Source organism: Salinicola rhizosphaerae (genome assembly GCF_014652715.1).
GTDB lineage: Bacteria > Pseudomonadota > Gammaproteobacteria > Pseudomonadales > Halomonadaceae > Salinicola > Salinicola rhizosphaerae.
Genome location: NZ_BMZI01000001.1, coordinates 590,638 through 615,476, shown reverse-complemented (window position 1 = coordinate 615,476; position 24,839 = coordinate 590,638). Strand labels below are relative to the sequence as shown.

Here is a 24,839-nt window from a genome sequence, read left to right as displayed (position 1 = left end):
ACTGCCGCACCGAGATGGATCCGCATCTCGGTGCGGCGGCTTCATGAGCGCAGCCAGTTGCGCAGCTTGACCAGCAGCAGCTCGCCATCCGACATCTCCCGCCGCTCGGCGATGATTTCGGCCAGGGCGTCGGGGCGGTCGGTGATGATGTTGTCGACCCCCATGTCGATGTAGCGCGACATGTCGCCGGTGTTATTGACGGTCCAGACCGCGACCCGCCGACCGGAGCGATGGATCGCCCTCAATAGACCCGGTGTCGCCTGAGTATGGCGCAGGCCGATGATATCCGCAGGGGTCGTCCTCAGTGCGCCGGGCAGCACGAACTGTACGAAAAGCGTCGCCGGGATCACCTCGTCGATCGCCTTGACGTCGTCGATGACCGGCGGCGAGAGCGAGGCTATCACGGCGTGATCGTCCATCTGGCGCGCCTTGATGAGTGCGATCACCTTGCGTGCCAGCGTCTGGGCATCGCCAGGCTCCGGTTTCAACTCCACGTAGAGATCGATCTTGCCTCTGGCGTTGTCGAGCACCTGGCGCAAGGTGGGAATGCGCTCGCCGACGAACGCATCGCCGAAGTAGGAGCCCACGTCTACCTGTTCGACCTCCGCGAGGGTCATCCGGTCGATACGGCTGTCCACGCCGGTCAGACGACGCAGATTGTTGTCGTGAGAGACCACGACCTGACCGTCTCCGGTCAAGCGCACGTCCAGCTCCAGATAATCGGCGCCGTCCGCGATGGCCTGATTCATCGAGGCCAGGGTGTTCTCCGGCGCCTTGTGCGAACTGCCTCGATGAGCGGTGATGCTGACCTGATCGTTGATCTCGAACCCATGCAGAATCCAGCCCGCCTGACCCAGCGCGAAAACGAGCACGACGATCTCCGCGCCCCAGGCGATGACGCCGGAGCGATGCGGTGCCGCAGGTGGCTGAAACGAAGGCGCACGGCCGGTGGCGCGATGATAGAGGCTCGTCACCATCAGGCTGTTGGCGGAAATGCCGAGGAACGTAAGCGCGATGGTTGCCACGATGTAGATCGCCAGATAAGCGAGCATGGCGGGGATCAGCACGCTGTTACGTTCGGGTAGATGACCCAGCAGCGGTCCACCCAGCGTGTTGAAAGCGAGGGTGAAGCCGACAGGAATCGCCGTGACGAGCAGGGCAGTTCCCAGCACCAGGGCAGCCATGCGCAGGCGCTGTCCGTGGGTCAGCCGTCGGCTCTGCCGGAGCGCGGCGAGAGGAGAGAGGCCATCGAGCACGACGCCGGGCAGGGCGAGGAACCAGCGAAAATAGAGTGCGGCGCTGAGCGCAACCAGCACGGCCAACACCGGAACCGCGATGGCGAGATACTCCCAGAGTTCCGGAGGCATCAGCCGCAGCAGAATATAGGGCTCGGTATCGCCGAGCATCGCGTCATAGAGATGGGCCAGGCCGACGGCGAACGGGGCGATCAGCAGCAGGTGAGCGCCGACCTGAAGAAACGTCAGCGTGGCCAGCGAGACGAATCGCCGGGCCAAGTGCCACAGCGCATTGATCGCGATCCGATAACGGTTGCCCGCGGGACTCGAGACCACCAGCATCATGCCAGCCTGCTGCAGGAAGATGACCAGAAAACTCAAGCCGATCGCGACCAGTAGCCACAGCAGGCCCCAGGCCGAGAAGGCGACATCGAGTATCTGGCCGTTACTGAGGACCGGGCGGCCGATGCGCCGAATCAGCCCGGCGAGCGTGCCCGCCGACAGCGGTACCCAGATCGCCGTGGCGAGCAGCGTGAAGAAAAGATGGAAAGCGACCAGCGAGCGAAAATGGGCGCGTATCTGTCTGGAAATCTCTTGAATGAGCGATCGAGGCGCTAGCATGAGAGGATATCGATCTCCGTCCTGGATCGAGAGTGGCAGCCACGTCGGGCGTTGTCGTGCCTCAGTGTTGTCGTCAAATTGTCATGGATGCAAGTCCGCGGCAGTCGTCAACAAAAAGCCGCTCGGAAAGAGCGGCTGTTCGTTGGTGAGGTCGGCCGAGGAAATGGCTCAGAACTGCCAGCCAACGGACGCGGTGTAGGCGTCCAGCTTGAAGTCGCTGTCGAAGTCGTAGCGCTCGTATTCGGTACGCAGCAGCAGATGCTGATAGTGGAACTGGACCCCGGCGCCGTAGACCGGATCGATACCATCGTTATCCTCGAGGTTGCTGCCATTGCCCAGGTTGCCGTCGGCATCGACATTCCATTTCGCCAGGCCGGCCTTGGCGAAGAGTTCGAAACCGGCGCCCACCGGCAGCTTGCCCATCAGGTTCAGGCCGTAAGCCCGCGTCTTGAGGTCGACGACATTCCCGCCGCGAATCAGATTCGGTTTCCCCAGGTCAGCGTAATAGGCCTCGGTGGCGAAGTAGGGGTTGTACTCGTAGCCGACGAACGCCTTGACCACACTGTCATCGTGATCGGCATGATAGTTGCCGGTGGCGCCTGCGAAATTCCCCATCTCTCCGTCACTGCTCTGGACGTCGCCATAGCCGCCGCCGATGCCGAGGTAGAGTCCGTCCGCGTTGGCCGCCTGAGCCGCCGGCGCAGCCAGCAGTAGCGGCGAGAGTAAGGCGGGCAGCGCCAGCCAGGGGGTCGATCTCATGACGATCTCCTTGAATGAATCGCGGGTCGGAACCCGACGCGTTTTTCCATGCGGGGCTTGTCGTTCGCTCGGCTTTCGCCGGCTATCGGCGGCGGCTACACTACGGTTACATATCGAACAGCGTTCGACGCCTGCTGAAACTCTAATCAGCGCTCCGTGCGGACGCAAGCTCGGGTGCCGAGTTCCCGAGGGACTGGGCCTTGATGAGCAAAGCGAAGATAGCCGGAAGACGTCCTGATCAAGGTGGCTTTACCAAAAAAACGCCCCGCGTTGAGCGGGGCGTTTCGGTAGCCTCTTCATGAAGCTGCGAGCATCGGAAGAGTTGAATCAGGCTTCCTGTGCGACCGGGATGACGGTAGAGGCCGCTTTCTGGAAGTCCTCGATCTCATGGAAGTTCAAATAGCGGTAGATCTCACCCGCCATGGCATTGAACTCGCCCATGGTCGCTTTGTACTCCTCGACCGTCGGCAGGCGGCCTTCTACGGCGGCAATCGCCGCGAGCTCTGCCGATGCCAGATAGACATCGGCGCCGTCGCCGAGACGGTTGGGGAAGTTACGTGTGGAAGTGGATACCACGGTGGATTTTGGCGCGACGCGAGCCTGGTTGCCCATGCAGAGTGAACAGCCCGGCATCTCCATGCGGGCTCCCGCTTTACCGTAAATCCCGTAATAACCTTCTTCGGTCAGCTGATGTTGATCCATCTTCGTCGGCGGTGCAAGCCAAAGACGGGTTTTCAGGCTGCCGGCGGGCTGTTTTTCGAGCAATTTTCCGGCCGCGCGGAAGTGCCCGATATTGGTCATGCACGAACCGATGAAGACTTCATCGATCTTCTCGCCCGCGACTTCGGACAGCAGGCGCGCGTCATCGGGATCGTTGGGCGCGCAGAGCACTGGCTGATCGATTTCGGCCAGGTCGATCTCGATCACCGCGGCGTATTCGGCGTCGGCGTCGGCGCGCATCAGGCTCGGGTCGGCCAGCCACGCTTCCATCGCTTCGATGCGACGCTCGAGCGTGCGGCGATCGCCGTAGCCCGCGCTGATCATCCACTTGAGCAGGGTGACGTTGGACTTGAGATACTCGGTCACGCTCTCGTCACCCAGCGTGATCGTGCAGCCAGCGGCGCTGCGCTCGGCCGAGGCATCGGAGAGCTCGAACGCCTGCTCGGCGGTCAGGTCCTCGAGGCCTTCGATCTCCAGAATCCGGCCGGAGAAGATGTTCTTCTTGCCGGATTTGGCGACGGTCAGGTGGCCCTGCTGAATTGCATAGTAGGGGATCGCGTGAACCAGGTCGCGCAGCGTAATGCCCGGCTGGCGTTCACCCTTGAAGCGCACCAGTACCGATTCCGGCATATCCAGCGGCATGACGCCGGTAGCGGCGGCGAAGGCGACCAGGCCGGAGCCTGCCGGGAAGGAGATGCCCATCGGAAAACGGGTATGCGAATCACCGCCGGTGCCGACGGTGTCCGGCAGCAGCATGCGATTGAGCCACGAGTGGATGATGCCGTCACCGGGACGCAGCGAGACGCCGCCGCGATTCATGATGAAGTCCGGCAGGGTGTGATGTGTCTCGACGTCGACCGGCTTGGGGTAGGCGGCAGTGTGACAGAACGACTGCATGACCAGATCGGCCTGGAAGCCCAGACAGGCCAGATCCTTCAGCTCGTCGCGGGTCATCGGGCCCGTGGTGTCCTGGGAGCCGACGGTGGTCATCTTCGGCTCGCAGTACATGCCGGGACGCACGCCGTCCATGCCGCAGGCCTTGCCGACCATCTTCTGTGCCAGGGTGAAACCCTTGCCGGTGTCGACCGGCTGTTCCGGCTTGCGAAACAGCTCCGACCCGGGCAAACCCAGCTCGTTGCGCGCCTTTTCCGTCAGACCGCGACCGATGATCAGCGGAATGCGGCCCCCGGCGCGCACCTCGTCGAGAATGACCTGGGTCTTGAGCTCGAAGGTAGACACGACCTCATCGCTATCGTGACGCGTCACCTTGCCTTCGTAGGGGTAGACGTCGATGACATCGCCCATCGCGAGCTTTTCAACGTCCATCTCGATCGGCAGGGCGCCGGCATCTTCCATGGTATTGAAGAAGATCGGTGCGATCTTGCCGCCGAAGCAGAAGCCGCCCGCGCGCTTGTTGGGAACGTGCGGAATGTCGTCACCGAAGAACCAGAGCACGGAGTTCGTCGCCGACTTGCGCGAGGAGCCGGTGCCGACGACGTCGCCGACGTAGGCGACCGGAAAACCCTTGGCCTTGACCGCATCGATCTGCGCCAGCGGGCCCTTGCTGCCGGGTGCCTCGGGTTCGATGCCCTCACGCGGATTCTTCAGCATGGCGTTGGCATGCAGCGGAATGTCCGGACGCGACCAGGCATCCGGGGCCGGGGACAGGTCGTCGGTATTTGTCTCACCAGGGACCTTGAAGACCGCGATGCTGATCTTTTCGGGCAGCGCCGGTTTGGCCAGGAACCACTCGCCTTCGGCCCACGACTCGAGTACCGACTGGGCGACGGTGTTGCCGCGCTTGGCGCGTTCGGCCACATCGTGGAAGGCGTCGAACATGAGCAGGGTGTGCTTGAGCTGTTCACCGACCTCGCCGGCCAATTCAGCGTCGTCGAGCAGTTCCACCAGCGTGGCGATGTTGTAGCCACCTTGCATGGTGCCGAGCAGCTTGACCGCGTGTGTCTTGTCGATCAGCGGAGAGGTCGCTTCACCTTTGGCGATCGCGGTGAGAAAGCCCGCCTTCACGTAGGCCGCTTCGTCGACGCCCGGGGGAACGCGGTCGGTGATCAGCTCGAGTAGAAATGCTTCTTCACCGGCCGGCGGCTGCTTGAGCAGCTCGACCAGCTGGGCGGTCATCTCGGCAGTCAGCGGCTTCGGCGGCACGCCCTCGGCGGCGCGTTCCTCGACATGTTGGCGGTAAGCTTCAAGCACGGTGGAAACCCTCATCTAGTGTTGGCGCCCGCATGAGCGTCGCGCGCTTCACGAAGACCGGCAAGAGAGCTCGGAAGCACGGGGATCGGCTGCGGTGGGCGCAGCGGAGTCTACGGCAAACTGTCGACAATGTTAAGTTGGGCGAGCGCACCGATGCGCTCGCGTAGAGAAGCCAGAGGTTCGCTAACGAGGCTTTGCCATTGAGCGCAGCGAGAGTCCTCGCGATGAAGGTCGATCAAAAAGAGAGTCGAAGTCCGGGAGCGCAAGCGCTAACATGAATGCTCGTTCAATGACGTCCACTCTATTTCAACGCGGCTTCATTTCAACGCGACTTCGCCTTCCGCTGCGCTTTCTGGCGATGCCGGCAGCAGCAGAGGTAGTCGACTTGAAATACGCGAATTGAAGTCACCGATGATGAGCGGGCCGAGAGCAAGCCTCGACGGTGGCGCCTTGCCGGCTGCCGCCATCCGGATGAATCCCCCGAAGATCTCGACATCATGACTGCCCATACCGACGCGACCACCGACGATCTACTCCCTGAAGCACTACTGGATTTTTTGCCCTGTGCCACTCCCGATCGTTGGGTGGAGGCGGCGCTCGACAATCCGGCGCTGCTGCTGATCGACCACGCCCAGTGCGAGAAGAAGGCAGCTTCGACGGCAATGAGTCTGATGTTTCGATATGTCGATCGCCCCGAACTGTTGACAAAGATGTCGCAGCTGGCGCGCGAGGAACTGCTGCACTTCGAGCAGGTCGTCGGGCTCATGGAGGAGCGCGGTATCGATTACTCGCATCTTCAGGCATCGCGCTATGCCGAGGGGCTGCGGCGCCACGTCTCCCGTGATGAACCGCAGCGGCTGATCGACACGCTCATCGTCGGTGCCTTCATCGAGGCGCGCTCGTGCGAGCGCTTCGCGCGTCTTATTCCCCGACTCGACGAGGGCCTGGCCAGATTCTACCGCTCGCTGGTGCGCTCGGAAGGGCGCCATTTCGAGGACTATATCGGTCTTGCCGAGCGCTACGGGGGAAAGGCCGCGGTGGCTGCGCGTCTCGCGGTATTCGCCGAGGTCGAGCGCGAGCTGATCGAGAGCGAGGACGTCATGTTTCGTTTCCATAGCGGTGTACCCGAGGTTGCCGACGTGTAGGCACCAGGTGGGCAGGGGGCCCACCGGCGCGCGGCATCGGGAAGCCGATTCAGCGATCGGATGACGCATGACGAATCACCAGGATCGAGCCACAACAACAATCTCGCTCTTCGGGCATTTCGACTATCAGCATGGCCAGACGCGGTTGACCCAGTTCAGCTACGACAAGGTCAAGGCGCTGCTCGTCTATCTCTTGATGCAGCCGGCGCCGACCAGCCGGGCGGCGCTGGCGGAGATGCTGTGGCCGGATCAGGGCGTCAAGTCCGGGCGGACCAACCTTCGTCACGCGCTGCATAGCCTGCGCCACGGCCTGGGCGAGACGGGCGCGCAGGCGCTGGTCGTGACTCGCCAGACCATCGCGTTGGAACTACCGGCGTCGATCGGATGGGATCTCCGTCAGGTCGACGAGCTGCTGCGGTCCCGACCCGATACCGACTCGCTCGCACGTTTGCTGGACATCTACCGTGGTGATCTCGTCGACGAGCTCTATCTGGGGCAGTGCGTGGGTTTCCAGCAGTGGCTAGTGCGTACCCGGGGCGAGTGGCGCCAACGCGTCATCGACTTCGCCGAACGCGCACTGCAGCAGGTCGACGCCCTGCCGGAAGCGCTGCTGCGTCAGCTGATCCATCGCTTCACCGGCTACGGACCGTTTCACGAACGGCTGGTGCGACAGCTGACCGAACACGGCCAGCTCGCGGCGGCGCGTGAGCAGTTCAACGCCTTTCTGCAGCATCTGGCGCTCTCCGGTCAGCAGCCGGAGTCCGGTTTTCTCCAGCTGGCCAAGGCCTGGTCGGACAGCAGCGGGCTCGAACCGCGGGCACAATGGCGCGAGATGGCGGTCTCGCAGGGGCATCTATCGGAGACCGGCGCGCGGGAAGGCTACTGCGCGACCGAGATCGACTATCGCCAGGTCACGGTGATGGCCATCGCGCTTAGGCCTGCGGAGAGCGGCAACGACCTTGGTCAGGCGCTGGCCTGTCTGAAAGCGCAGGAGCGTCTGTTCCAATGGCTGGAGACGCAGTGTCGACATCTCGGCGGCTTCTGGCAGACGGCGGTGGGCAGCGGTATCGGGTTGGCCTGTTTCGGCACGCATGGCCCGACGCACCAGCTTGCTGAGCTGGTGGCGCTGTTCGAACACTGCCGTCAGGGCATGCGGCCCGAGCTGGAGAGTGTGTGGGAGGGTGAGGGCGACCCGCCCCGCTTCATGCTGACCGCTGGCCTCGACAGCGGTCGCGTGATCTGTCTGCCCGAGCGGCAGTCGATCGATCCTTTCGGTGACGTCACCCAGGTAGCCCTGGCAATGCTGGCGGCCGCGCAGACGAGCGAGCTGGTCGTCTCGCTCAACGCCAGCCAACATCTACCGCCGGCGTTCGATCTGCAGTCGAGGCTGACGACCCGCTTGATCAGCAGCGACGGCCGTGTGCAGCGCCGGGCGCTGGTACTTGGCGTCGGCTCGCAGGGACGTGAAGCGCTGCCCCCGAGCCTCATGGGGCGCGAAGCCGAGTTGCGAAGGCTGCGAGATGCGCTGGCGCGTGTCTCTCTCGGTCTGCGTCAGAGCCTGCTGGTGCTGGGCGATACCGGCATCGGCAAATCGGCCCTGATGATCAACTTTCGCGAACGCCTGCAGCACGAGGACGTCTCGCTGTTCTGGCGGCCAACCACGCGGCTATCCAGCCAGACCTCATATGCGTTGATTCAGGCGCTGTTGCAGTGGCACCTGGACGCGGAGCCGGACCCTGCATCACTTGGCGCCTTGATCGACCGCACGCCGGCGCTGGCGCGGATCGGCGAGGCGGGCCGTCGCCTGCTGTTCGCGGTGTTCGGCGCCGACCCCCTCGCTCGCGAGGATGCCGACGAAGCGGTGGAACTGGTGACGCGACTGGTACAGGCGTTGATTCTCGAGCGGACGGCCACGCCTCGGCCGCTGGTCATGATCGTCGACGACTTGCAGTGGCTCGACGAGCCATCGCTGAAAGTTCTGCAGAATCTGCAGGCGCGTCTACCGATTCACACGGCGTTTTTGCTGATCGCCTCGCACCAGAATCGGGAAGTGCCGCCGGTACGCCTGACCTGGGATCAGCAAGTGTCGCTGGGCCGCCTCGACGACGCCCAGGCCTTGGACATGCTCGACTATCTGGCGCGCCGCCATCGGCTCAATCTTGGCGCCAGGCTGCGCGATCAGTTGATCGAGCGCTGTGAAGGCGTGCCGCTCTATCTGCAGGAGATCTGTCGCCGCCTGGAGATCGATCGGCGGGAAGGCCGGCGGCTGGACGTCGACAGCCTGCCGAGCGGTCTGCTGGGACTGCTGGCAAGCCGTATCGACCAGCTCCAGACCGATCGGCGAATTGCCCACTTTGCCGCGGTGCTCGGCCGTCAGTTCGAGATCGTCATGCTGCGGGAGGGGCTGGAGATCGAGGATTCGACGCTGCGCGTGGCTCTGGAGCAGATGCGACGACTCGAGATCATCGAGCCGTGCGAGACTTTCCCCTACGACTATCAGTTTACCCATCCGCTGCTGCAGGAGGCGGCGTATCTGTCGTGTCCGCAGGATGTGCGCGCGGTCATGCATCAGCGCGTCGTCGCGCTGATCGAGTCACGCCACCCCGCCTGGATCAGCCGCCACCCCGGAGACTTTGCCGAGCATCTTCGGCGCAGTGGTGATCCCTCCCGGGCGGCACGCTATTTCGAGATGGCGGCACGCACGACGCTCAAGGTCAGCGCCAACCGCACGGCACTGAAGATGGCGGAGGCCGGACTTGCCTGCCTTGACGACGAGCTTGCCAGTGCCGAGCGCAAGATCAGCCTGCTGACGGTCAAGGGGCAGGCGAGCTACGCGCTCGAGGGGCACGGCTCGGCCGTCGCGCATGGCAGTTTTCTCGAGGCGCAACGCCTGTGGCAAGCCGCCGCGACGGACGAGGAAGCCGCGGATGATCAGGCGTTCCTGGTCACCTGGGGGCTCTGGGTGGGCAGCAGTCAACGCCATGCCAACCGCGAAGCGGAAACCTTTGCCGCCCAGCTGCGCGAGCTTGCGCAGCGGCTCGAGGACCCACGCTACCAGCGTCTGGCGCTCTACGCGCGAGCCCATGGCGAGTACTGGAGCGGTGACGTCGCGCTGGCCTACGAACACCTGGAGCGCATCGATCCGCTCAATCAACCGATGGCGCTGGAGTGGTTGCCGTACTCCGATCATCCCCAGGTCGCAGCGTCCTGTTACCACGGCTGGGCGCTATGCCTTCGCGGCGATTACCGCCGCGCGGAGCAGCAGATGGAAGCCGCGATCCGGTTGGCGGAATCCGTGCGCCACCCCGGGTCGCTGGCGATGGCGTTGATCTTTGCGGCCTCGCTTTACCGACAGTTGGGTCATGTCCACCTTGCCATCGAACGCGGGCGGCGAGCGCATGAAATGACCCGGACGGCGGATCTGGCGCGTTGGCACTGGGAGGCGAACTGTGTGCTGGGCTGGGGACAGGCGCTGGCGGGTGAGTCAGCGGGGCTGGCTCGAATCGAGAAGAGTGTCGAACGGCTGAGTTCACTGACGGGCCGCGAGTCCCGTCAGCGACCGTTTCTGTGGGTCGCCGACGCCTGTCTTGCGTTGAACGAGATCAAGCGGGCGATCGATTATCTGGAGCCTTGTCTGCACCAGGCCCGAGCCCGGCGCTCGCTGATGATGCCGCAGCTCTGTCTGCAAATGGCGCGTGCGCGTCATCGCGCCGGAGATCCGATCCACGAGGTGGAGTCGTTGATCGAAGAGGCGAGAGGCTGGGCAGAGGCTGTCGGCTGCCCGCACATGGAATTGAAGAGCCTGGAAATGGCGCTGACGCTCCTCGATGGCAGCGCTGTCGAGTACCGGCGAGCGCTACGCTATCGGCTAGGGGAAGTCGCACTCTCCGACGCCCCGGTGCTCACGCGCTGGCGGACGCTGCTCGACAGCGGGCCGATCGCTGCCGATGTCGATTCACTGGCCTGATGGCGGGCGATCTCGGCGCCCGGTGCGGTAGGCGCCGACCTCTCGCGGACGCGGGACGTTCCAGCGAAGACTAATGCCGAAAACTACAGCGAGAACGATTCCAGGGCGAAGGTGTCGCCTTCGACGCGCAGCTGCCACCCCTGATCCGGGCGCCAGTCGCCGAGGACATAGCGCTTTGCCGGCGCGCCCGCCACCTCCAGGTCATGCACGGCGGGGCGATGGGTGTGGCCGTGAATCAGTGTCTGAACGCCCGCTGCCTCCATCGTTTTCACGACTTCGCTCGGCGTGACATCCATGATGTCCTCCGCCTTGTTGGAGTTCGCCTCGCCGGATTGCTGGCGCAGCTTTTTCGCCAGCGCCAGGCGCTCCTCCACCGGCATCGCCAGTATCTGCGCCTGCCATGCCGGATTTCGCGCCTGCTGCCGGAAAGCCATGTATGCCTCGTCACGGGTACACAGGCTGTCCCCGTGCATCAACAGCACGCGTTCGCCGCCCAGCTCTACAACGGTCGGGTCCTCGAGCAGGGCGCAGCCGCTATCGGCTGCAAACCCCTCGCCAATCAGAAAGTCGCGATTACCGTGCATGAAGGCCAGGCGGGTGCCTGCCTCATGACACGCGCGCAGCTCGGCGATGATCGTCCGCTCGAACTCGCCCTGATAGTCGTCGCCGATCCAGGCCTCGAACAGATCGCCCAGAATCGTCAGGCTCGAGGCGTCCCGGGCAGGGCCTCGGAGGTAGTCGACGAAGGCTCGCGCAATGTCGGGCTGGGCGGGGTGGAGGTGGAGATCGGCAATCAGCAGTTGCATGGGCGGGCTCTTGTCGGACAGTGGCTGAAAGGGAAAGCGGGCGACGCCCGGACAGTGGCGTCACTCGGTGGATCGCGTCACTCGGTGGGTCGCGTCACTCGGTGATTTCGGCGCGCTCGAGAACGACGTCCTCGACCGGTACATCGCTGTGCATGCCACGTCGGCCGGTAGCGACCTGGCGAATCTTGTCCACGACCTCCATGCCGTCCACGACGCGACCGAAAACGCAGTAACCCCAGCCCGGCACGCTCTTGTCACGATGGTTGAGGAAGTCGTTGTCGGAGACGTTGATGAAGAACTGGGCGCTGGCGGAATGCGGATCCTGAGTGCGAGCCATCGCCACCGCGCCCTTCTGATTGGTGAGGCCGTTGTCGGCTTCATTCTCGATCGGGGCGCGGGTGGACTTCTGCTCGAAATCGGTGTCGAAGCCGCCGCCCTGAACCATGAAGCCGTCGATCACGCGATGGAACAGGGTGTTGTCGTAGTGGCCGTCGCGAACGTATTGCTCGAAATTGGCCGCCGTTTTGGGCGCCTTGTCGGTGTCGAGCTCGAGGGTAATGGGGCCGAAGTTGGTGTGCAGAACAATCATGGCAATTCCTGGGCGAAGCGTTGGCAGAAAGATGGGGCGACTGGATGCAGCGGCGCAACGCGGCTTGGCGCCGTCGCGGAGCGTCGCGCTATAATAGCCGCTTTGATCGGGTGGCAAAACCGGCGCGGGAAACCGCCTCGTGCCCGTGTTAACCTGCCCACATCCCGACCGAAACGGGCGTCGCCAGACGACCTTGCCGCTTCCCGTGGGGCCGGCTCCCGGCGGTCGGCATCCGTTCACTGTCCATCATCCGTCTTACAGAGGTTGTCTGCATTCCATGAGCGTCGAACGCAGCGCGAGCGCCGAAAACCACACCGAGAAAACCGAGACCGGTGCGACGAACTTCTTGCGTAATCAGATCCGCGACGAGATCCAGGCAGGCCAGGTCGAGTCGATCGTGACTCGCTTTCCGCCGGAGCCGAACGGCTTTCTGCATATCGGCCACGCCAAGTCGATCTGGGTCAATTTCGGCCTTGCCGAACAGTTCGGCGGTCGTTGTCATCTGCGCTTCGACGACACCAACCCGGCGAAGGAAGAGCAGGCTTATATCGACGCCATCCAGGAAGATATCCACTGGCTCGGTTACGAGTGGAGCGGCAATGTTCGTTTCGCCTCCGACTATTTCGATCAACTCTATGCCTGGGCACAGCAGCTGGTGCGTGACGGCAAGGCCTACGTCGACGATCTCTCGCCCGAAGAGATCCGCGAATACCGCGGCACGCTGACCGAACCCGGCCGGCCGAGCCCTTACCGCGAGCGCGGCGTCGAGGAGAATCTGGCGCTGCTGGAAGGCATGCGTGAAGGCGAGTTCGATGAGGGTACCAAGGTGCTGCGGGCGAAGATCGACATGACGGCGCCGAACATCAACCTGCGTGATCCGATCCTTTACCGCATTCGCCACGCGCATCACCACCAGACCGGTGACAAGTGGAAGATCTACCCCTCCTACGACTTCACTCACGGGCAGTCGGATGCGATCGAGGGCATCACCCACTCGCTGTGCACGCTGGAGTTCGAGGATCATCGCCCGCTCTATGAGTGGTTCCTGGCCAATCTGCCGGTGCCGGCGAAGCCGAAGCAGACCGAATTCGCGCGCATGAACGTGAACTACACGGTGACGTCGAAGCGCAAGCTCAAGCTGCTGGTCGACGAGCAGGTCGTAGACGGCTGGGACGACCCGCGCATGCCGACCATCTCCGGTCTGCGGCGTCGGGGTTATACGCCGGCGTCGCTGCGCAAGTTCTGTGACATGACCGGGGTCAGCCGCGCGGCGAACGTGGTCGATATTGCCATGCTGCACTTCGCGATTCGCTCGGATCTCGAGGACAATGCGCCGCGTGCGATGTGTGTGCTCAATCCGCTCAAGGTGATTCTGACCAACGTCAAGGCCGACCACGACGAGGTCTTCGAGGTGCCTGGTCATCCGGCGCGCGATGACATGGGCACACGGCGCTTGCCGCTCACCCGTGAGATCTGGATCGACCGCGACGACTTCATGGAAGAGCCGCCGAAGAAGTTCTTCCGCCTGGCGCCGGGCAAGGAAGTTCGTCTGCGCAACGGCTACGTGATTCGCTGCGACGAGGTGGTCAAGGGCGATGACGGTGAAGTCGATTCGCTTCACTGCAGCGTCGACTTCGATACGCTGGGCAAGAATCCCGAAGGCCGCAAGGTCAAGGGCGTCATCCACTGGGTCAGTGCCGAATATAGCGTGCCGGTGGAAGTTCGGCTCTACGACAATCTGTTTCTCGAGGAAGCCCCGGATCGCGACAAGGATGCGGACTTCCTCCAGCACCTCAATCCGGCGTCGTTGGTGACGGTGCAGGGCATCGGCGAGCCGGCGCTGGCCGCGGTCGAACCCGAGTCGCGTTTCCAGTTCGAGCGCGTTGGCTACTTCTGCGCAGATCGCCACGCCTGTCGTGACGGCAAGTTGGTGTTCAATCGCACGGTAGGGCTCAAGGATAGCTGGGCCAAGATCCAACAGAAGCAGGGCTGAGGGGCAACACAGAGCATGGCGCTAGACATCTACAACACGCTGACGCGACGCAAGGAGCCGCTGCAGCCGATCGAACCGGGCAAGGTGCGCATGTACGTCTGCGGGATGACCGTCTACGACTACTGCCATCTCGGGCATGCCCGCGTGATGGTGGCGTTCGACGTCATCACCCGCTGGCTGCGGCAGACCGGTCTCGATGTCACCTACGTGCGCAATATCACCGATATCGATGACAAGATCCTGAAGCGTGCCGATGAGAACGGCGAGTCGATCACGTCGCTGACCGAGCGCATGATCGACGCCATGCACGAGGATGAGGCGCGTCTCGGCGTGCTGCCCCCGGATGCGGAGCCCAGGGCCACGGCGCATGTCGACGACATCCTCGCGATGATCGAGCGCCTGATCGACAACGGCTATGCCTACGCGGCCGATAACGGTGACGTCTACTACCGCGTTCGTCGCTTCGCCGACTACGGCAAGCTCAACAACCGTAATCTCGATGACATGCGGGCCGGAGCGCGAGTCGACGTGGACGCTCACAAGGAAGATCCGCTCGACTTCGTGCTGTGGAAGGCCGCCAAGCCCGGCGAGGCGAGCTGGTCGTCGCCCTGGGGCGAGGGGCGACCTGGCTGGCATATCGAGTGCTCGGCGATGTCGACCTGCTGCCTGGGTGACACCTTCGATATTCACGGTGGCGGGCCGGATCTCACGTTTCCCCATCACGAGAACGAGATCGCGCAGAGCGAGGCGGCGACGGGCAAGCCATACGTCAATGTCTGGATGCACGCCGGCGCGGTGCGGGTCAACCAGGAGCAGATGTCCAAATCGGTCGGCAACTTCTTCACCATTCGCGAGGTGCTAGAGGCTCACGATGCGGAAGTCGTCCGGTTTCTGATGATGGCCAGTCACTATCGCAGTCCGATCAACTACGCGGCGGACTCGCTCGAGGATGCACGCAGGTCGCTCGAGCGGTTCTACCACGCGCTCGATGGCGTCACGTTTACCAACGGCGAGCATGACGCCATCGAGGTCGACGGCACTTACGCCGAGCGATTCGCGGCAGCGATGAATGACGACTTCAACACGCCGGAGGCGCTGGCGGTCCTTTACGATCTGGTGCGGGAGATCAATCGCCTGCGTGACAGTGACGGCGTCAGGGCTAGCGCCTTGGCAGTCGAGCTGAAGCGATTGGCGGCTGTGCTCGGGTTGCTCGAGCGTGAGCCTGCGGCCTTCTTGAAGGCGGGGGCAGACAGCCTGCCGCTGGCGGCGGCGGAGATCGAAGCGCGCATTGAGGCGCGGGCCGAGGCCAAGCGTCAGCGCGACTTCGGCGAGGCGGACCGCATTCGTGACGAGCTGGCTGCGCTCGGTATCGTGCTGAAGGATTCTCGCGATGGCACTCGCTGGAGCTTCGAGGCGCCCGCCGGCTGAGTCGAGCTGGCTTCGACGTCGCGTCGGCCATGCCGTTAACGACAAGCCCCGCCAGATGGCGGGGCTTGTCGTTTATGGGTCTAGCCGGAAGTGCCGCGTCCGCTACCGGGCCGCCAGTCTGGCGACGATGGCGTCGACCATTTTGGCGGAATGCGTGGCAGCCTGCTCGAGGAAGGCGTCGAACGAGAGATGGGATTCCTTGCCGGCAATGTCCGAGAGCGCGCGGATCACCACGAAGGGGCATCCGAACAGGTGGCAGGTCTGCGCGATGGCAGCGGCTTCCATTTCGACGGCCAGCATCTGCGGGAAATGCGCTCGCGTGGCGTCGACGCGGCCGGGGTCTGCCATGAAGCTGTCGCCAGTACAGATCAGTCCCTCGTGGACCCGCAGCTCACCCAGGGCTTCGATGCAGTCGCGGGCGGTCTCGATCAGATCCGGGGCGGCGGCGAACGCGACCGGCATGCCCGGCACCTGCCCCATGTCGTAGCCAAAGGCGGTTACGTCGACATCGTGGTGGCGGACTTCGTTCGAGATCACCACGTCACCCACGTCGAGTTCGGCGCCGAACCCGCCGGCAGACCCGGTGTTGATGATCAGGGCCGGTGCATAGTGTGTCAGCAGCTGGGTCGTGCCGACCGCGGCGTTGACCTTGCCGATGCCGGATTGCAGCAGCACGATATTGATGCCATGCCGCTCGCCGCAGTGGAAAGTACCGCCAGGATGGTGCTCGACCCGCGCGTTGTCGAGCTGAGAGGCGAGCAGGGCGACTTCCTGCTCCATGGCGCCGATGATGCCGATCGTCTGCATGAAAATCCCGTTATCGTGTTGAAGCTTGAAAAGCCCTGGTGTCACTGGGCGTCGTGGAGCTCGGCGGCCTGCAGCGTGTTCTGCAAAAGCGTGGCCACGGTCATCGGACCGACGCCGCCGGGGACGGGTGTGATCCAGCTGGCGCGCTCGGCGGCGGGTTCGAAATCGACGTCGCCGACCAGGCTGCCGTCCTCGCGTCGATTCATGCCGACGTCGATGACGATGGCGCCGGGCTTGATCCAGCCGCCATCGATCAGACCCGGCTTGCCGGCAGCGACGACCAGCAGGTCGGCCTGGGCAACCTGAGTGCGCAAATCTCGTGTGAACCGGTGGCAGACCGTGGTCGTGCAGCCGGCGAGCAGCAGCTCCAGCGACATCGGTCGGCCCACGATGTTGGATGCGCCGACCACGGTGGCCTCCAACCCTCTGAGTTCGATGCCGCTGCGTTCCAGCAGCGTCATGATCCCTTTGGGGGTGCAGGGGCGCAGCAGCGGGCGACGCTGGGCCAGGCGCCCGAGGTTGTAGGGGTGGAAGCCGTCGACGTCCTTGTCGGGACGAATACGTTCGAGCAGCGGGTTGGCATCCAGATGCGCCGGAAGCGGCAGCTGAAGAAGGATGCCATCGACGGCGTCGTCGGCGTTGAGTCGGTCGATGACGGCTTCGAGCTCAGCCTGGGTCGTATCGCTCTCGAGCCGATGACTGAAGGAGAGGATGCCGGCGTTCTCGCAAGCGCGATGCTTGTGACTGACGTAGATCTCGGACGCCGGATCGTGACCGATGAGAATGACGGCAAGGCCGGGGCGGCGCAGCCCGTTCTGTAGCCGTCGCTCCACGTCGCCTTTCACCTGTTCACGAATGGTGCCGGCAATCTGCTTGCCGTCGATCAACTGAGCGGTCATCGACTTTCCTTTCAAAGTAACGAACTTGACTCGAGGTAAGAGTGTGTCGGCAGCAATCCGACAAAGGCGGCAATTTTCGCATGCCCAGTGACGCAGTCAACGCAATGTAGGTCGCTGCGCGAAAAGTCACGCTCGCGCGCCGCTAACGCAAGGTGCGCCTTCGTGCCTAAGTTCACGTAAGGGCTTGACCCGCCTAAAAGGATCCGTACAATACGCAGCGCATCGAGGGGCTCGTAGCGTCGTCGATCGGTAGCAGGAACCGGGGTATAGCGCAGTCTGGTAGCGCGCCTGCTTTGGGAGCAGGATGTCGGGGGTTCAAATCCCTCTACCCCGACCACCACCTGGCCACCGATTCGATGAAGATGCAGCTGGTATTGGAATGCGCCTATAGCTCAACCGGATAGAGCAACGGCCTTCTAAGCCGTAGGTTGCAGGTTCGAGTCCTGCTGGGCGCGCCAACGCGAGAACTATCTCGTGTGGCACTCTCGCTCGATGACGTGTTGCGATGGTGGGTGTAGCTCAGTGGTAGAGCCCCGGATTGTGGCTCCGGTGGTCGTGGGTTCGATCCCCATCATCCACCCCACTCGCACGCGGATTGGCTCAGGCGTTCCCGACGCTTCGAGTTGCCTGGAAATGGTGGGTGTAGCTCAGTGGTAGAGCCCCGGATTGTGGCTCCGGTGGTCGTGGGTTCGATCCCCATCATCCACCCCATTTCCTGTCTGGTCAGACTCTCTTCCCTTACATTCTCTCTTTTGTCGGTCCCTGGGCAGATCCTTTCCTTTGTCAGATCCTTTGAGACTGGCGCCTGGTCCGCCTCGAGGTGGCTATTCCTGCCCGCTCGGCAACCGGTGGGCGGTCCTACTCGTTTTTTTGCGCTTTTTTGCGCCATTCCTCTTGTAGTTCGCGCCTGTTGGCTCCATATCCGTCGCAAGTCTGCTTGCCAGTGGAGATGGGGATTCTTAAAATCGCCTCCCTGGTTTTCGTGTCGATGGCCACGAGCCGTCGATCGTCGCAATTACATTCAGTTCAGTAGAACGCCCCCGTCGGTAGAGGATCATCTATGCAAGTTTCCGTTGAGACGACATCCCAGATCGAACGTCGCATCACTGTTCAGGTGCCGGCCGCCGAGGTCGATGAGGCCGTGGCAGCTCGCCTGCAAGAAACCGCCAAACGCGTTCGTCTGAATGGCTTTCGTCAAGGGAAGATCCCGATGGCGGTCGTTCGCCAGCGCTATGGCAAGGACGTGCGCAACGAGGTCGTGGGTGAACTGATGCGTCAGCACTACGTTCGCGCGATCACCGAGCAGAGCCTCAACCCAGCCGGCTATCCGTCGATCGAACCCAAGGTCGATCAGAGCGGCAAGGATCTGGAGTTCGTCGCGACGCTCGAGATCTACCCCGAGATCGAGCTGGCGAGCATCGACGGCACCGAAATCGAGCGTCCGCAGGCCGATATCACCGATGCCGATATCGATCAGATGATCGAGACGTTGCGCACCCAGCGCGCCGAATTCCAGCCGGTCGAGCGCGCTGCCGAGACGGGTGATCAGGTCAAGATCGACTTCCAGGGCTTCCTGGGCGATGAGCCGTTCGAAGGCGGTTCGGCTGAAGGTCACGAGCTGGAGCTGGGCTCCAACCGTTTCATTCCGGGTTTCGAAGAGCAGCTGGCAGGCGCGAAGGCCGGTGATGACAAGACCATCACCGTCACTTTCCCCGAAGACTACCAGGCCGAGCATCTGGCGGGTCAGGAAGCGACCTTCAAGGTGAAGGTGCATGAGGTCTCCGCCAAGGCGCTGCCGGAAGTCGATGCCGACTTCATCAAGGAGTTCGGCGTCGAGGACGGCGATGCCGACAAATTCCGCGCCGAAGTCAAGGCGAACATGGAGCGCGAGGTCAAGCAGGCCGTCCAGAATCGCGTCAAGCAGCAGGCGCTCGATGCGCTGCAGAAAGCGAACGAAGTGACGGTTCCGCAGGCGTTGATCGACCAGGAGACCGACGGTCTCAAGCGCCAGGCCGCTCAGCAGTTCGGTCTCGGTGATGATTTCGACGTCAGCCAGCTCCCCAACGAGCTCTTTGCCGATCAGGCTCGCACGCGAGTCAAGGTTGGTTTGCTGCTCGCCGAAGTGATCAAGCAGAACGAGCTCGACGCCAGCGACGACGAGGTTCGCGCGCGTGCCGAGGAGCTCGCCACGCAATACCAGCAGCCGGAGCAGGTCGTCGATCAGTACATGAAGAACGACGAACTCAAGAACCAGATTAAGTCTGCGGTGCTCGAAGACAAGGCCGTTGACAAGCTGCTTGACCAGGCTCAGGTTAAAGACGTCAGCATGAGCTACGAGCAGGTGCTGCAGGCCGCTCAACAATCGCAGGAAGCGGCCGATGAGGAAGAGAGTGAGGAGAGCGACGCCAAGGCGTGAGTGACGTCTGGCAAGCGAAGCGACCCGGCTGCGGCCGGGTCTCTAGTCAATGGGCCTGACTTTTTACCGATCTCCTGACAATCACCCGATGTAAGGAAACACGATGCGTAACGAGTTCGACATCAGTAACGCCGGTGGCCTGGTCCCGATGGTGGTGGAGCAGAGCTCTCGCGGCGAGCGGTCATACGATATCTATTCGCGACTGCTCAAGGAACGCGTCATTTTTCTGGTCGGCCCGGTCGAGGACTACATGGCCAACCTGGTCGTGGCGCAGCTGCTCTTCCTGGAGTCGGAAAATCCCGACAAGGATATCCACCTCTATATCAACTCGCCGGGTGGCTCGGTGACGGCAGGCATGTCGATCTATGACACCATGCAGTTCATCAAGCCGGATGTCTCGACGGTCTGCATCGGGCAGGCTGCCAGTATGGGCGCTCTGCTGTTGACGGGCGGGGCGAAGGAGAAGCGGTTCTGTCTGCCGCATTCGCGGATGATGATCCACCAGCCGCTGGGCGGATATCAGGGGCAGGCCTCGGACATCGAGATCCATACCCGCGAAATTCTGACCATCCGTCAGAAGCTGAACCGCATCCTGGCGGATCACACCGGTCAGGATATCGAGAAGGTGGCGCAGGATACCGACCGCGACAACTTCATGGATGGCGGTCAGGCGGTGGAATACGGCCTGATCGATGCCGTGCTGGATAAGCGCCCGGTATCCTGATAGCGTTTGAGTCAAGGTTTCACACGGCGACGCCTGGCGTCGCCGTCCTGACGAGGTACACGAATGGCCGACGGTAAAGGCAAAGACGACAACGGCAAACTGCTGTACTGCTCGTTCTGTGGCAAGAATCAGAACGAGGTACGCAAGCTCATCGCAGGGCCGTCCGTCTATATCTGTGACGAGTGTGTCGATCTCTGCAACGACATCATTCGCGAAGAGGTTCTGGAAGCCGACGCCGAGAGCGATGAAGACCGTCTTCCAGTACCGCGTGAAATTCGTAATACGCTCGATGATTACGTCATCGGTCAGGACCGCGCCAAGATGGTGCTCTCCGTGGCCGTCTACAACCACTACAAGCGCCTGCGTGGCGGCAGTGGCAAAGGCGAGGAAATCGAGCTCGGCAAGTCGAACATCCTGCTGATCGGGCCCACCGGTAGCGGCAAGACGCTATTGGCGGAAACGCTGGCCAGGCTGCTCAACGTGCCGTTCACCATTGCCGACGCGACCACGCTCACCGAAGCGGGTTACGTGGGTGAGGATGTCGAGAACATCATCCAGAAGCTGCTGCAGAAGTGCGACTATGACGTCGAGAAAGCGCAGCGCGGCATCGTCTATATCGATGAGATCGACAAGATTTCGCGCAAGTCGGACAACCCGTCGATTACGCGCGATGTCTCCGGCGAAGGTGTGCAGCAGGCGCTGTTGAAGCTGATCGAGGGCACCACGGCATCGGTACCGCCGCAGGGTGGCCGCAAGCATCCGCAGCAGGAGTTCCTGCAGGTCGATACCGGTAATATCCTGTTCATCGTCGGTGGCGCCTTCGCGGGTCTCGACAAGGTGATTCGCGACCGCGCCGAGAAAGGCGGGATCGGCTTCAACGCGTCGGTCAAGAGCAAGGAAACCGACAAGGGCGTCGGCGATGTGCTGGCAAGCGTCGAGCCGGAGGATCTGGTCAAGTTCGGTCTGATTCCCGAGTTCGTAGGCCGCTTACCGGTCATCGCGACGCTCACCGAGCTGACCGAAGAGGCACTGATCCAGATCCTGGTCGAGCCGAAGAACTCGCTGGTCAAGCAGTACGCGCGCCTTTTCGAGATGGAAGGCGTGGAGCTCGATTTCCGCGAGGATGCGCTGCGTGCCGTGGCCCACAAGGCGATGGAGCGCAAGACGGGTGCCCGCGGGCTGCGCTCGATCCTCGAGTCGGTGCTGCTGGAAACGATGTACGACGTGCCGTCGCTGGATGGCGTGACCAAGGTCGTCATCGACAGCTCGGTGATCTCCGGTGACAGTGAACCGCTGTTGATCTACTCCAAGCAGGAAGAGAGTCGGGTCGCCAACAAGGATGGATAAGGCGGCAGTATCGGCTGTTGCCTGACGAAGGGGCCCTAGGGCCCCTTCGTCGTTTGTTGCCGTCGTCGCCTCTGCGGTGTCTGTTGCATCGGGCCGGGTTCCTTCGCTTGCATCCAGGCCCTACCGCCCCAACGTAGCCTTTAATTGCCGCTCTGGTGGCTCACCCATCCCAAAGTTTGTCGAGGAATTGCTGTAATGGCGCAGAGCTCTGACCAGACATTGACGCTTCCCCTCCTGCCGCTGCGAGACGTGGTGGTCTACCCGCAAATGGTCATTCCGTTGTTCGTGGGGCGCGAAAAATCGATTCGCGCGCTGGAGACGGCCATGGAGAGCGACAAGCGGGTATTGCTGGTCGCTCAACGGGAGGCGGCTCACGATGATCCGGGCGCGGATGACCTGTTCAAGGTGGGCACCGTTGCCAACATCATGCAGCTGCTGAAACTCCCTGATGGCACCGTCAAGGTTTTGATTGAAGGCAATTTTCGCGCCGATATTCGCGATATCACAACGGACGAGCACGGGTTCGTCGCGGCAGAGATCGTTGCCCGTGACAGCGATCCACTGACCGAGCGAGAGCAGGAGTCGCTGGTGCGCGTACTGCTCAACCAGTTCGAGCAGTACGTCAAACTGTCGAAGAAGGTGCCGAGCGAGGTGCTCTCCTCGCTGCAGGAGATCGAAGATCCCAGCCGTCTCGTCGATACGATCTGTGCGCACCTCTCGCTCAAGATCGATGACAAGCAGGAACTGCTCGAGATGGATCGGGTGCGCGACCGGATCGAGCACCTGATGGCGTTGATCGAATCCGAGATCGATCTGCTCCAGGTCGAGAAGCGCATTCGCTCGCGGGTCAAGGACCAGATGGAGAAGTCGCAGCGCGAGTACTATCTCAACGAGCAGATGAAGGCCATCCAGAAGGAGATGGGCGAGCTCGAGAATACGCCCAACGAGGCGGAGAAGTACGAGCAGCGCATCAAGGAAGCCGGCATGCCCGAGGAGGCGGTCGACAAGGCGACCCAGGAGCTCAACAAGCTCAAGATGATGTCGCCGACGTCGGCCGAGGCGACGGTGGTTCGCTCCTATCTCGATTGGGTGCTGTCGGTGCCCTGGAAGAAGCGCACTCGGGTCAAGCACGACCTGCCGCACGCCGCCAAGGTGCTCGACGAGGATCACTACGGCCTCGAGGAGGTCAAGGAGCGTATTCTCGAGTATCTCGCCGTGCAGAAGCGCGTCAAGAAGCTCAAGGGGCCTGTGCTGTGCCTGGTCGGACCGCCGGGCGTCGGCAAGACGTCTCTGGGGCAGTCCATTGCCCGAGCGACCAACCGTCGCTACGTGCGTCTCGCGCTGGGTGGGGTTCGGGATGAGTCCGAGATTCGCGGGCATCGCCGGACCTACATCGGCTCGCTGCCTGGCAAGCTGATCCAGCGGATGAGCAAGGCAGGCGTGCGCAACCCGCTCTTCCTGCTCGATGAAGTCGACAAGATCGGCATGGATCATCGCGGGGATCCCTCCTCTGCGCTGCTCGAAGTGCTCGACCCGGAGCAGAACGACAAGTTCAACGACCACTATCTCGAACTCGACTACGACCTGTCGGACGTCATGTTCATCTGTACCGCCAACTCGATGAATATTCCCGGACCGCTGCTGGACCGTATGGAAGTCATTCGGTTGCCGGGTTATACCGAGGACGAGAAGCTGGCCATCGCCAAGCGCTACCTGGTGCCCAAGCAACTCAAGGCGAACGGTCTGAAGGAAGGCGAACTGATCTTTGGTGATGATTCGCTGCTTGAGCTGGTGCGCTATTACACGCGAGAGGCCGGTGTTCGAGAGCTCGAGCGTCAGGTGGCGAAGGTATGTCGCAAGGTGCTCCGTGAGCGTCTGGAAGCGGAGAAGGGGCAGGGTGCCCAGGCAGGCGCCACGCTGGCCGCCGAGGATATCGAGACCTATGCAGGCGTGCGGCGCTACGCCTATGGGCTGGCCGACCAGGAAAACCAGGTCGGCCGGGTGACCGGGCTCGCCTGGACCTCGGTCGGCGGCGAGCTGCTCTACATCGAGTCCGTGGTCACGCCGGGCAAAGGCAGGGTCAACAAGACAGGCTCTCTGGGCGACGTCATGAAGGAGTCCGTCAGTGCGGCTCACACGGTAGTTCGAGCGCGCGCGCCGCAGTTGGGCATCGACCCTGAAAGGTTCGAGAAAGAGGATCTTCATATCCACGTTCCCGAGGGCGCCACGCCCAAGGACGGCCCCAGCGCCGGTATCGGCATGGTCACGGCAATGATCTCCGCCTACAGTGGCCGGCCAGTCCGTTGTGACGTCGCCATGACGGGCGAGGTCAATCTGCGCGGCGAGGTGATGCCGATTGGGGGCCTGAAGGAGAAATTGCTGGCTGCACGGCGCGGTGGTATAAAGACCGTACTCATTCCGGATGAAAATCGTCGGGACCTCAAGGAGGTGCCTGACAACATCAAGAATGCGTTGAATATTCGTCCGGTGAAGTGGATCGACGACGTACTGTCACTGGCGCTGACGGATCGCCTCGAGGCAGATGAAAAAGTCGCCGATGACGTTGCACCGTCGCAGACCAATGTCAGCACTCACTGAGCTTGCCAAAACGTCAATCTCATGCGCAAAGCCCGGAGTGACGGGGTTTTTCTCATGATCTCGATTGACAGTGGAATCACGGCATTGCTATAAAATGCTCACTTGCTGTGATCGTGTTCGCTGAGAAGTTTGCGTAACGATTTCCTGTTAATTTCGTATACCGTCAAGGGGTGAAGTGTGAATAAATCCGAGCTTATCGAAGCCATTGCCGCGTCTGCCGATATTCCCAAGGCTGCTGCCACTCGTGCTCTCGATGCCATGGTCGAGTCCGTGTCGGACAGTCTGAAGAAAGGCGACTCCGTGGCACTGGTCGGGTTCGGGACTTTCTCGGTCAAGGAGCGTGCCGCGCGCACTGGCCGTAACCCGCAGACCGGCAAGCCGATCAACATCAGCGCTGCCAAGGTGCCGAGCTTCAAAGCCGGTAAAGCACTGAAAGACGCCGTGAACTAAGGTTCATCCGTCGCGCGGACCCGCCTCTGGGTCACCAGACTCTCTGGCTGATGGATGAGACGGTTGGTCCGAATCAGGTAAGCGCATCGCTACGCGATGCGCTTTTTTATTGCCTGAGATTGGC

Annotated in this window: 16 protein-coding genes and 4 tRNA genes; 13 read left to right on the top strand and 7 right to left on the bottom strand. The window is 62.5% G+C overall.

Annotated elements, in window-relative coordinates; translation table 11 throughout:
* Positions 1-41: 41 nt before the first annotated feature.
* The 3 genes from IE125_RS02690 to acnB form a co-directional block, all read right to left on the bottom strand.
* Positions 42-1,856, bottom strand: coding sequence for a glycerophosphodiester phosphodiesterase (locus IE125_RS02690; protein ID WP_189443026.1), 1,815 nt, complete (start codon positions 1,854-1,856; stop codon positions 42-44).
* A 168-nt stretch (positions 1,857-2,024) separates the two neighbouring features.
* A complete protein-coding gene (locus tag IE125_RS02685; RefSeq protein WP_189443025.1) occupies positions 2,025-2,615 on the bottom strand; it encodes an outer membrane beta-barrel protein in 591 nt (196 codons plus the stop codon).
* A gap of 327 nt (positions 2,616-2,942) precedes the next feature.
* Complete coding sequence (gene acnB / locus IE125_RS02680; RefSeq protein WP_189443024.1) at positions 2,943-5,546, bottom strand: bifunctional aconitate hydratase 2/2-methylisocitrate dehydratase; 2,604 nt, start codon at positions 5,544-5,546, stop codon at positions 2,943-2,945.
* A gap of 497 nt (positions 5,547-6,043) precedes the next feature.
* On the opposite strand from acnB, the gene IE125_RS02675 reads away from it, so the two are divergent.
* The gene (locus tag IE125_RS02675; protein ID WP_189443023.1) at positions 6,044-6,691 is read left to right on the top strand and encodes a MiaE family protein; all 648 of its coding nucleotides are present in this window, start codon (positions 6,044-6,046) and stop codon (positions 6,689-6,691) included.
* A 67-nt stretch (positions 6,692-6,758) separates the two neighbouring features.
* Positions 6,759-10,658, top strand: coding sequence for an ATP-binding protein (locus IE125_RS02670; RefSeq protein WP_189443022.1), 3,900 nt, complete (start codon positions 6,759-6,761; stop codon positions 10,656-10,658).
* 83 nt (positions 10,659-10,741) lie between these two features.
* Here IE125_RS02670 and IE125_RS02665 read toward each other — a convergent pair whose 3' ends face one another.
* Together IE125_RS02665 and IE125_RS02660 are read right to left on the bottom strand one after the other, a co-directional pair.
* Positions 10,742-11,464: a UDP-2,3-diacylglucosamine diphosphatase gene (locus IE125_RS02665; protein ID WP_189443021.1), complete on the bottom strand. Its 723-nt coding sequence runs from the start codon at positions 11,462-11,464 to the stop codon at positions 10,742-10,744.
* A gap of 94 nt (positions 11,465-11,558) precedes the next feature.
* Entirely contained in the window at positions 11,559-12,053 is a 495-nt protein-coding gene (locus tag IE125_RS02660) for a peptidylprolyl isomerase (protein ID WP_189443020.1), read from the bottom strand.
* 277 nt (positions 12,054-12,330) lie between these two features.
* On the opposite strand from IE125_RS02660, the gene IE125_RS02655 reads away from it, so the two are divergent.
* A complete protein-coding gene (locus IE125_RS02655; RefSeq protein ID WP_189443019.1) occupies positions 12,331-14,046 on the top strand; it encodes a glutamine--tRNA ligase/YqeY domain fusion protein in 1,716 nt (571 codons plus the stop codon).
* Between the two features lie 15 nt (positions 14,047-14,061).
* Complete coding sequence (gene cysS, locus IE125_RS02650) at positions 14,062-15,474, top strand: cysteine--tRNA ligase (protein WP_189443018.1); 1,413 nt, start codon at positions 14,062-14,064, stop codon at positions 15,472-15,474.
* Positions 15,475-15,576: 102 nt separating this feature from the next.
* Here the strand turns inward: cysS and mtnN are convergent, their stop codons facing one another.
* Together mtnN and folD are read right to left on the bottom strand one after the other, a co-directional pair.
* Positions 15,577-16,281 (bottom strand): 5'-methylthioadenosine/S-adenosylhomocysteine nucleosidase, encoded by a 705-nt coding sequence (gene mtnN / locus IE125_RS02645; RefSeq protein ID WP_189443017.1) that lies wholly within the window; start codon positions 16,279-16,281, stop codon positions 15,577-15,579.
* 41 nt (positions 16,282-16,322) lie between these two features.
* Positions 16,323-17,180, bottom strand: a complete 858-nt coding sequence (gene folD, locus IE125_RS02640; protein WP_189443016.1) for a bifunctional methylenetetrahydrofolate dehydrogenase/methenyltetrahydrofolate cyclohydrolase FolD — start codon at positions 17,178-17,180, stop codon at positions 16,323-16,325.
* 260 nt (positions 17,181-17,440) lie between these two features.
* On the opposite strand from folD, the gene IE125_RS02635 reads away from it, so the two are divergent.
* The 9 genes from IE125_RS02635 (at position 17,441) to hupB (ending at position 24,715) form a co-directional block, all read left to right on the top strand.
* Positions 17,441-17,517, top strand: a tRNA-Pro gene (locus IE125_RS02635).
* Positions 17,518-17,561: 44 nt separating this feature from the next.
* Positions 17,562-17,638 (top strand) — tRNA-Arg (locus IE125_RS02630).
* Between the two features lie 50 nt (positions 17,639-17,688).
* Positions 17,689-17,763 (top strand) — tRNA-His (locus tag IE125_RS02625).
* Between the two features lie 53 nt (positions 17,764-17,816).
* Positions 17,817-17,891: transfer RNA gene (locus IE125_RS02620), tRNA-His, on the top strand.
* Between the two features lie 349 nt (positions 17,892-18,240).
* Complete coding sequence (tig, locus tag IE125_RS02615; protein ID WP_189443015.1) at positions 18,241-19,596, top strand: trigger factor; 1,356 nt, start codon at positions 18,241-18,243, stop codon at positions 19,594-19,596.
* A 103-nt stretch (positions 19,597-19,699) separates the two neighbouring features.
* A complete protein-coding gene (gene clpP / locus IE125_RS02610; protein ID WP_189443014.1) occupies positions 19,700-20,320 on the top strand; it encodes an ATP-dependent Clp endopeptidase proteolytic subunit ClpP in 621 nt (206 codons plus the stop codon).
* Between the two features lie 63 nt (positions 20,321-20,383).
* Positions 20,384-21,667, top strand: coding sequence for an ATP-dependent Clp protease ATP-binding subunit ClpX (clpX, locus tag IE125_RS02605; protein WP_189443013.1), 1,284 nt, complete (start codon positions 20,384-20,386; stop codon positions 21,665-21,667).
* A 195-nt stretch (positions 21,668-21,862) separates the two neighbouring features.
* Positions 21,863-24,265, top strand: coding sequence for an endopeptidase La (gene lon, locus IE125_RS02600; RefSeq protein ID WP_189443012.1), 2,403 nt, complete (start codon positions 21,863-21,865; stop codon positions 24,263-24,265).
* Between the two features lie 177 nt (positions 24,266-24,442).
* Positions 24,443-24,715, top strand: coding sequence for a nucleoid-associated protein HU-beta (gene hupB, locus IE125_RS02595; RefSeq protein WP_189443011.1), 273 nt, complete (start codon positions 24,443-24,445; stop codon positions 24,713-24,715).
* The last annotated feature ends 124 nt before the right edge of the window (positions 24,716-24,839 follow it).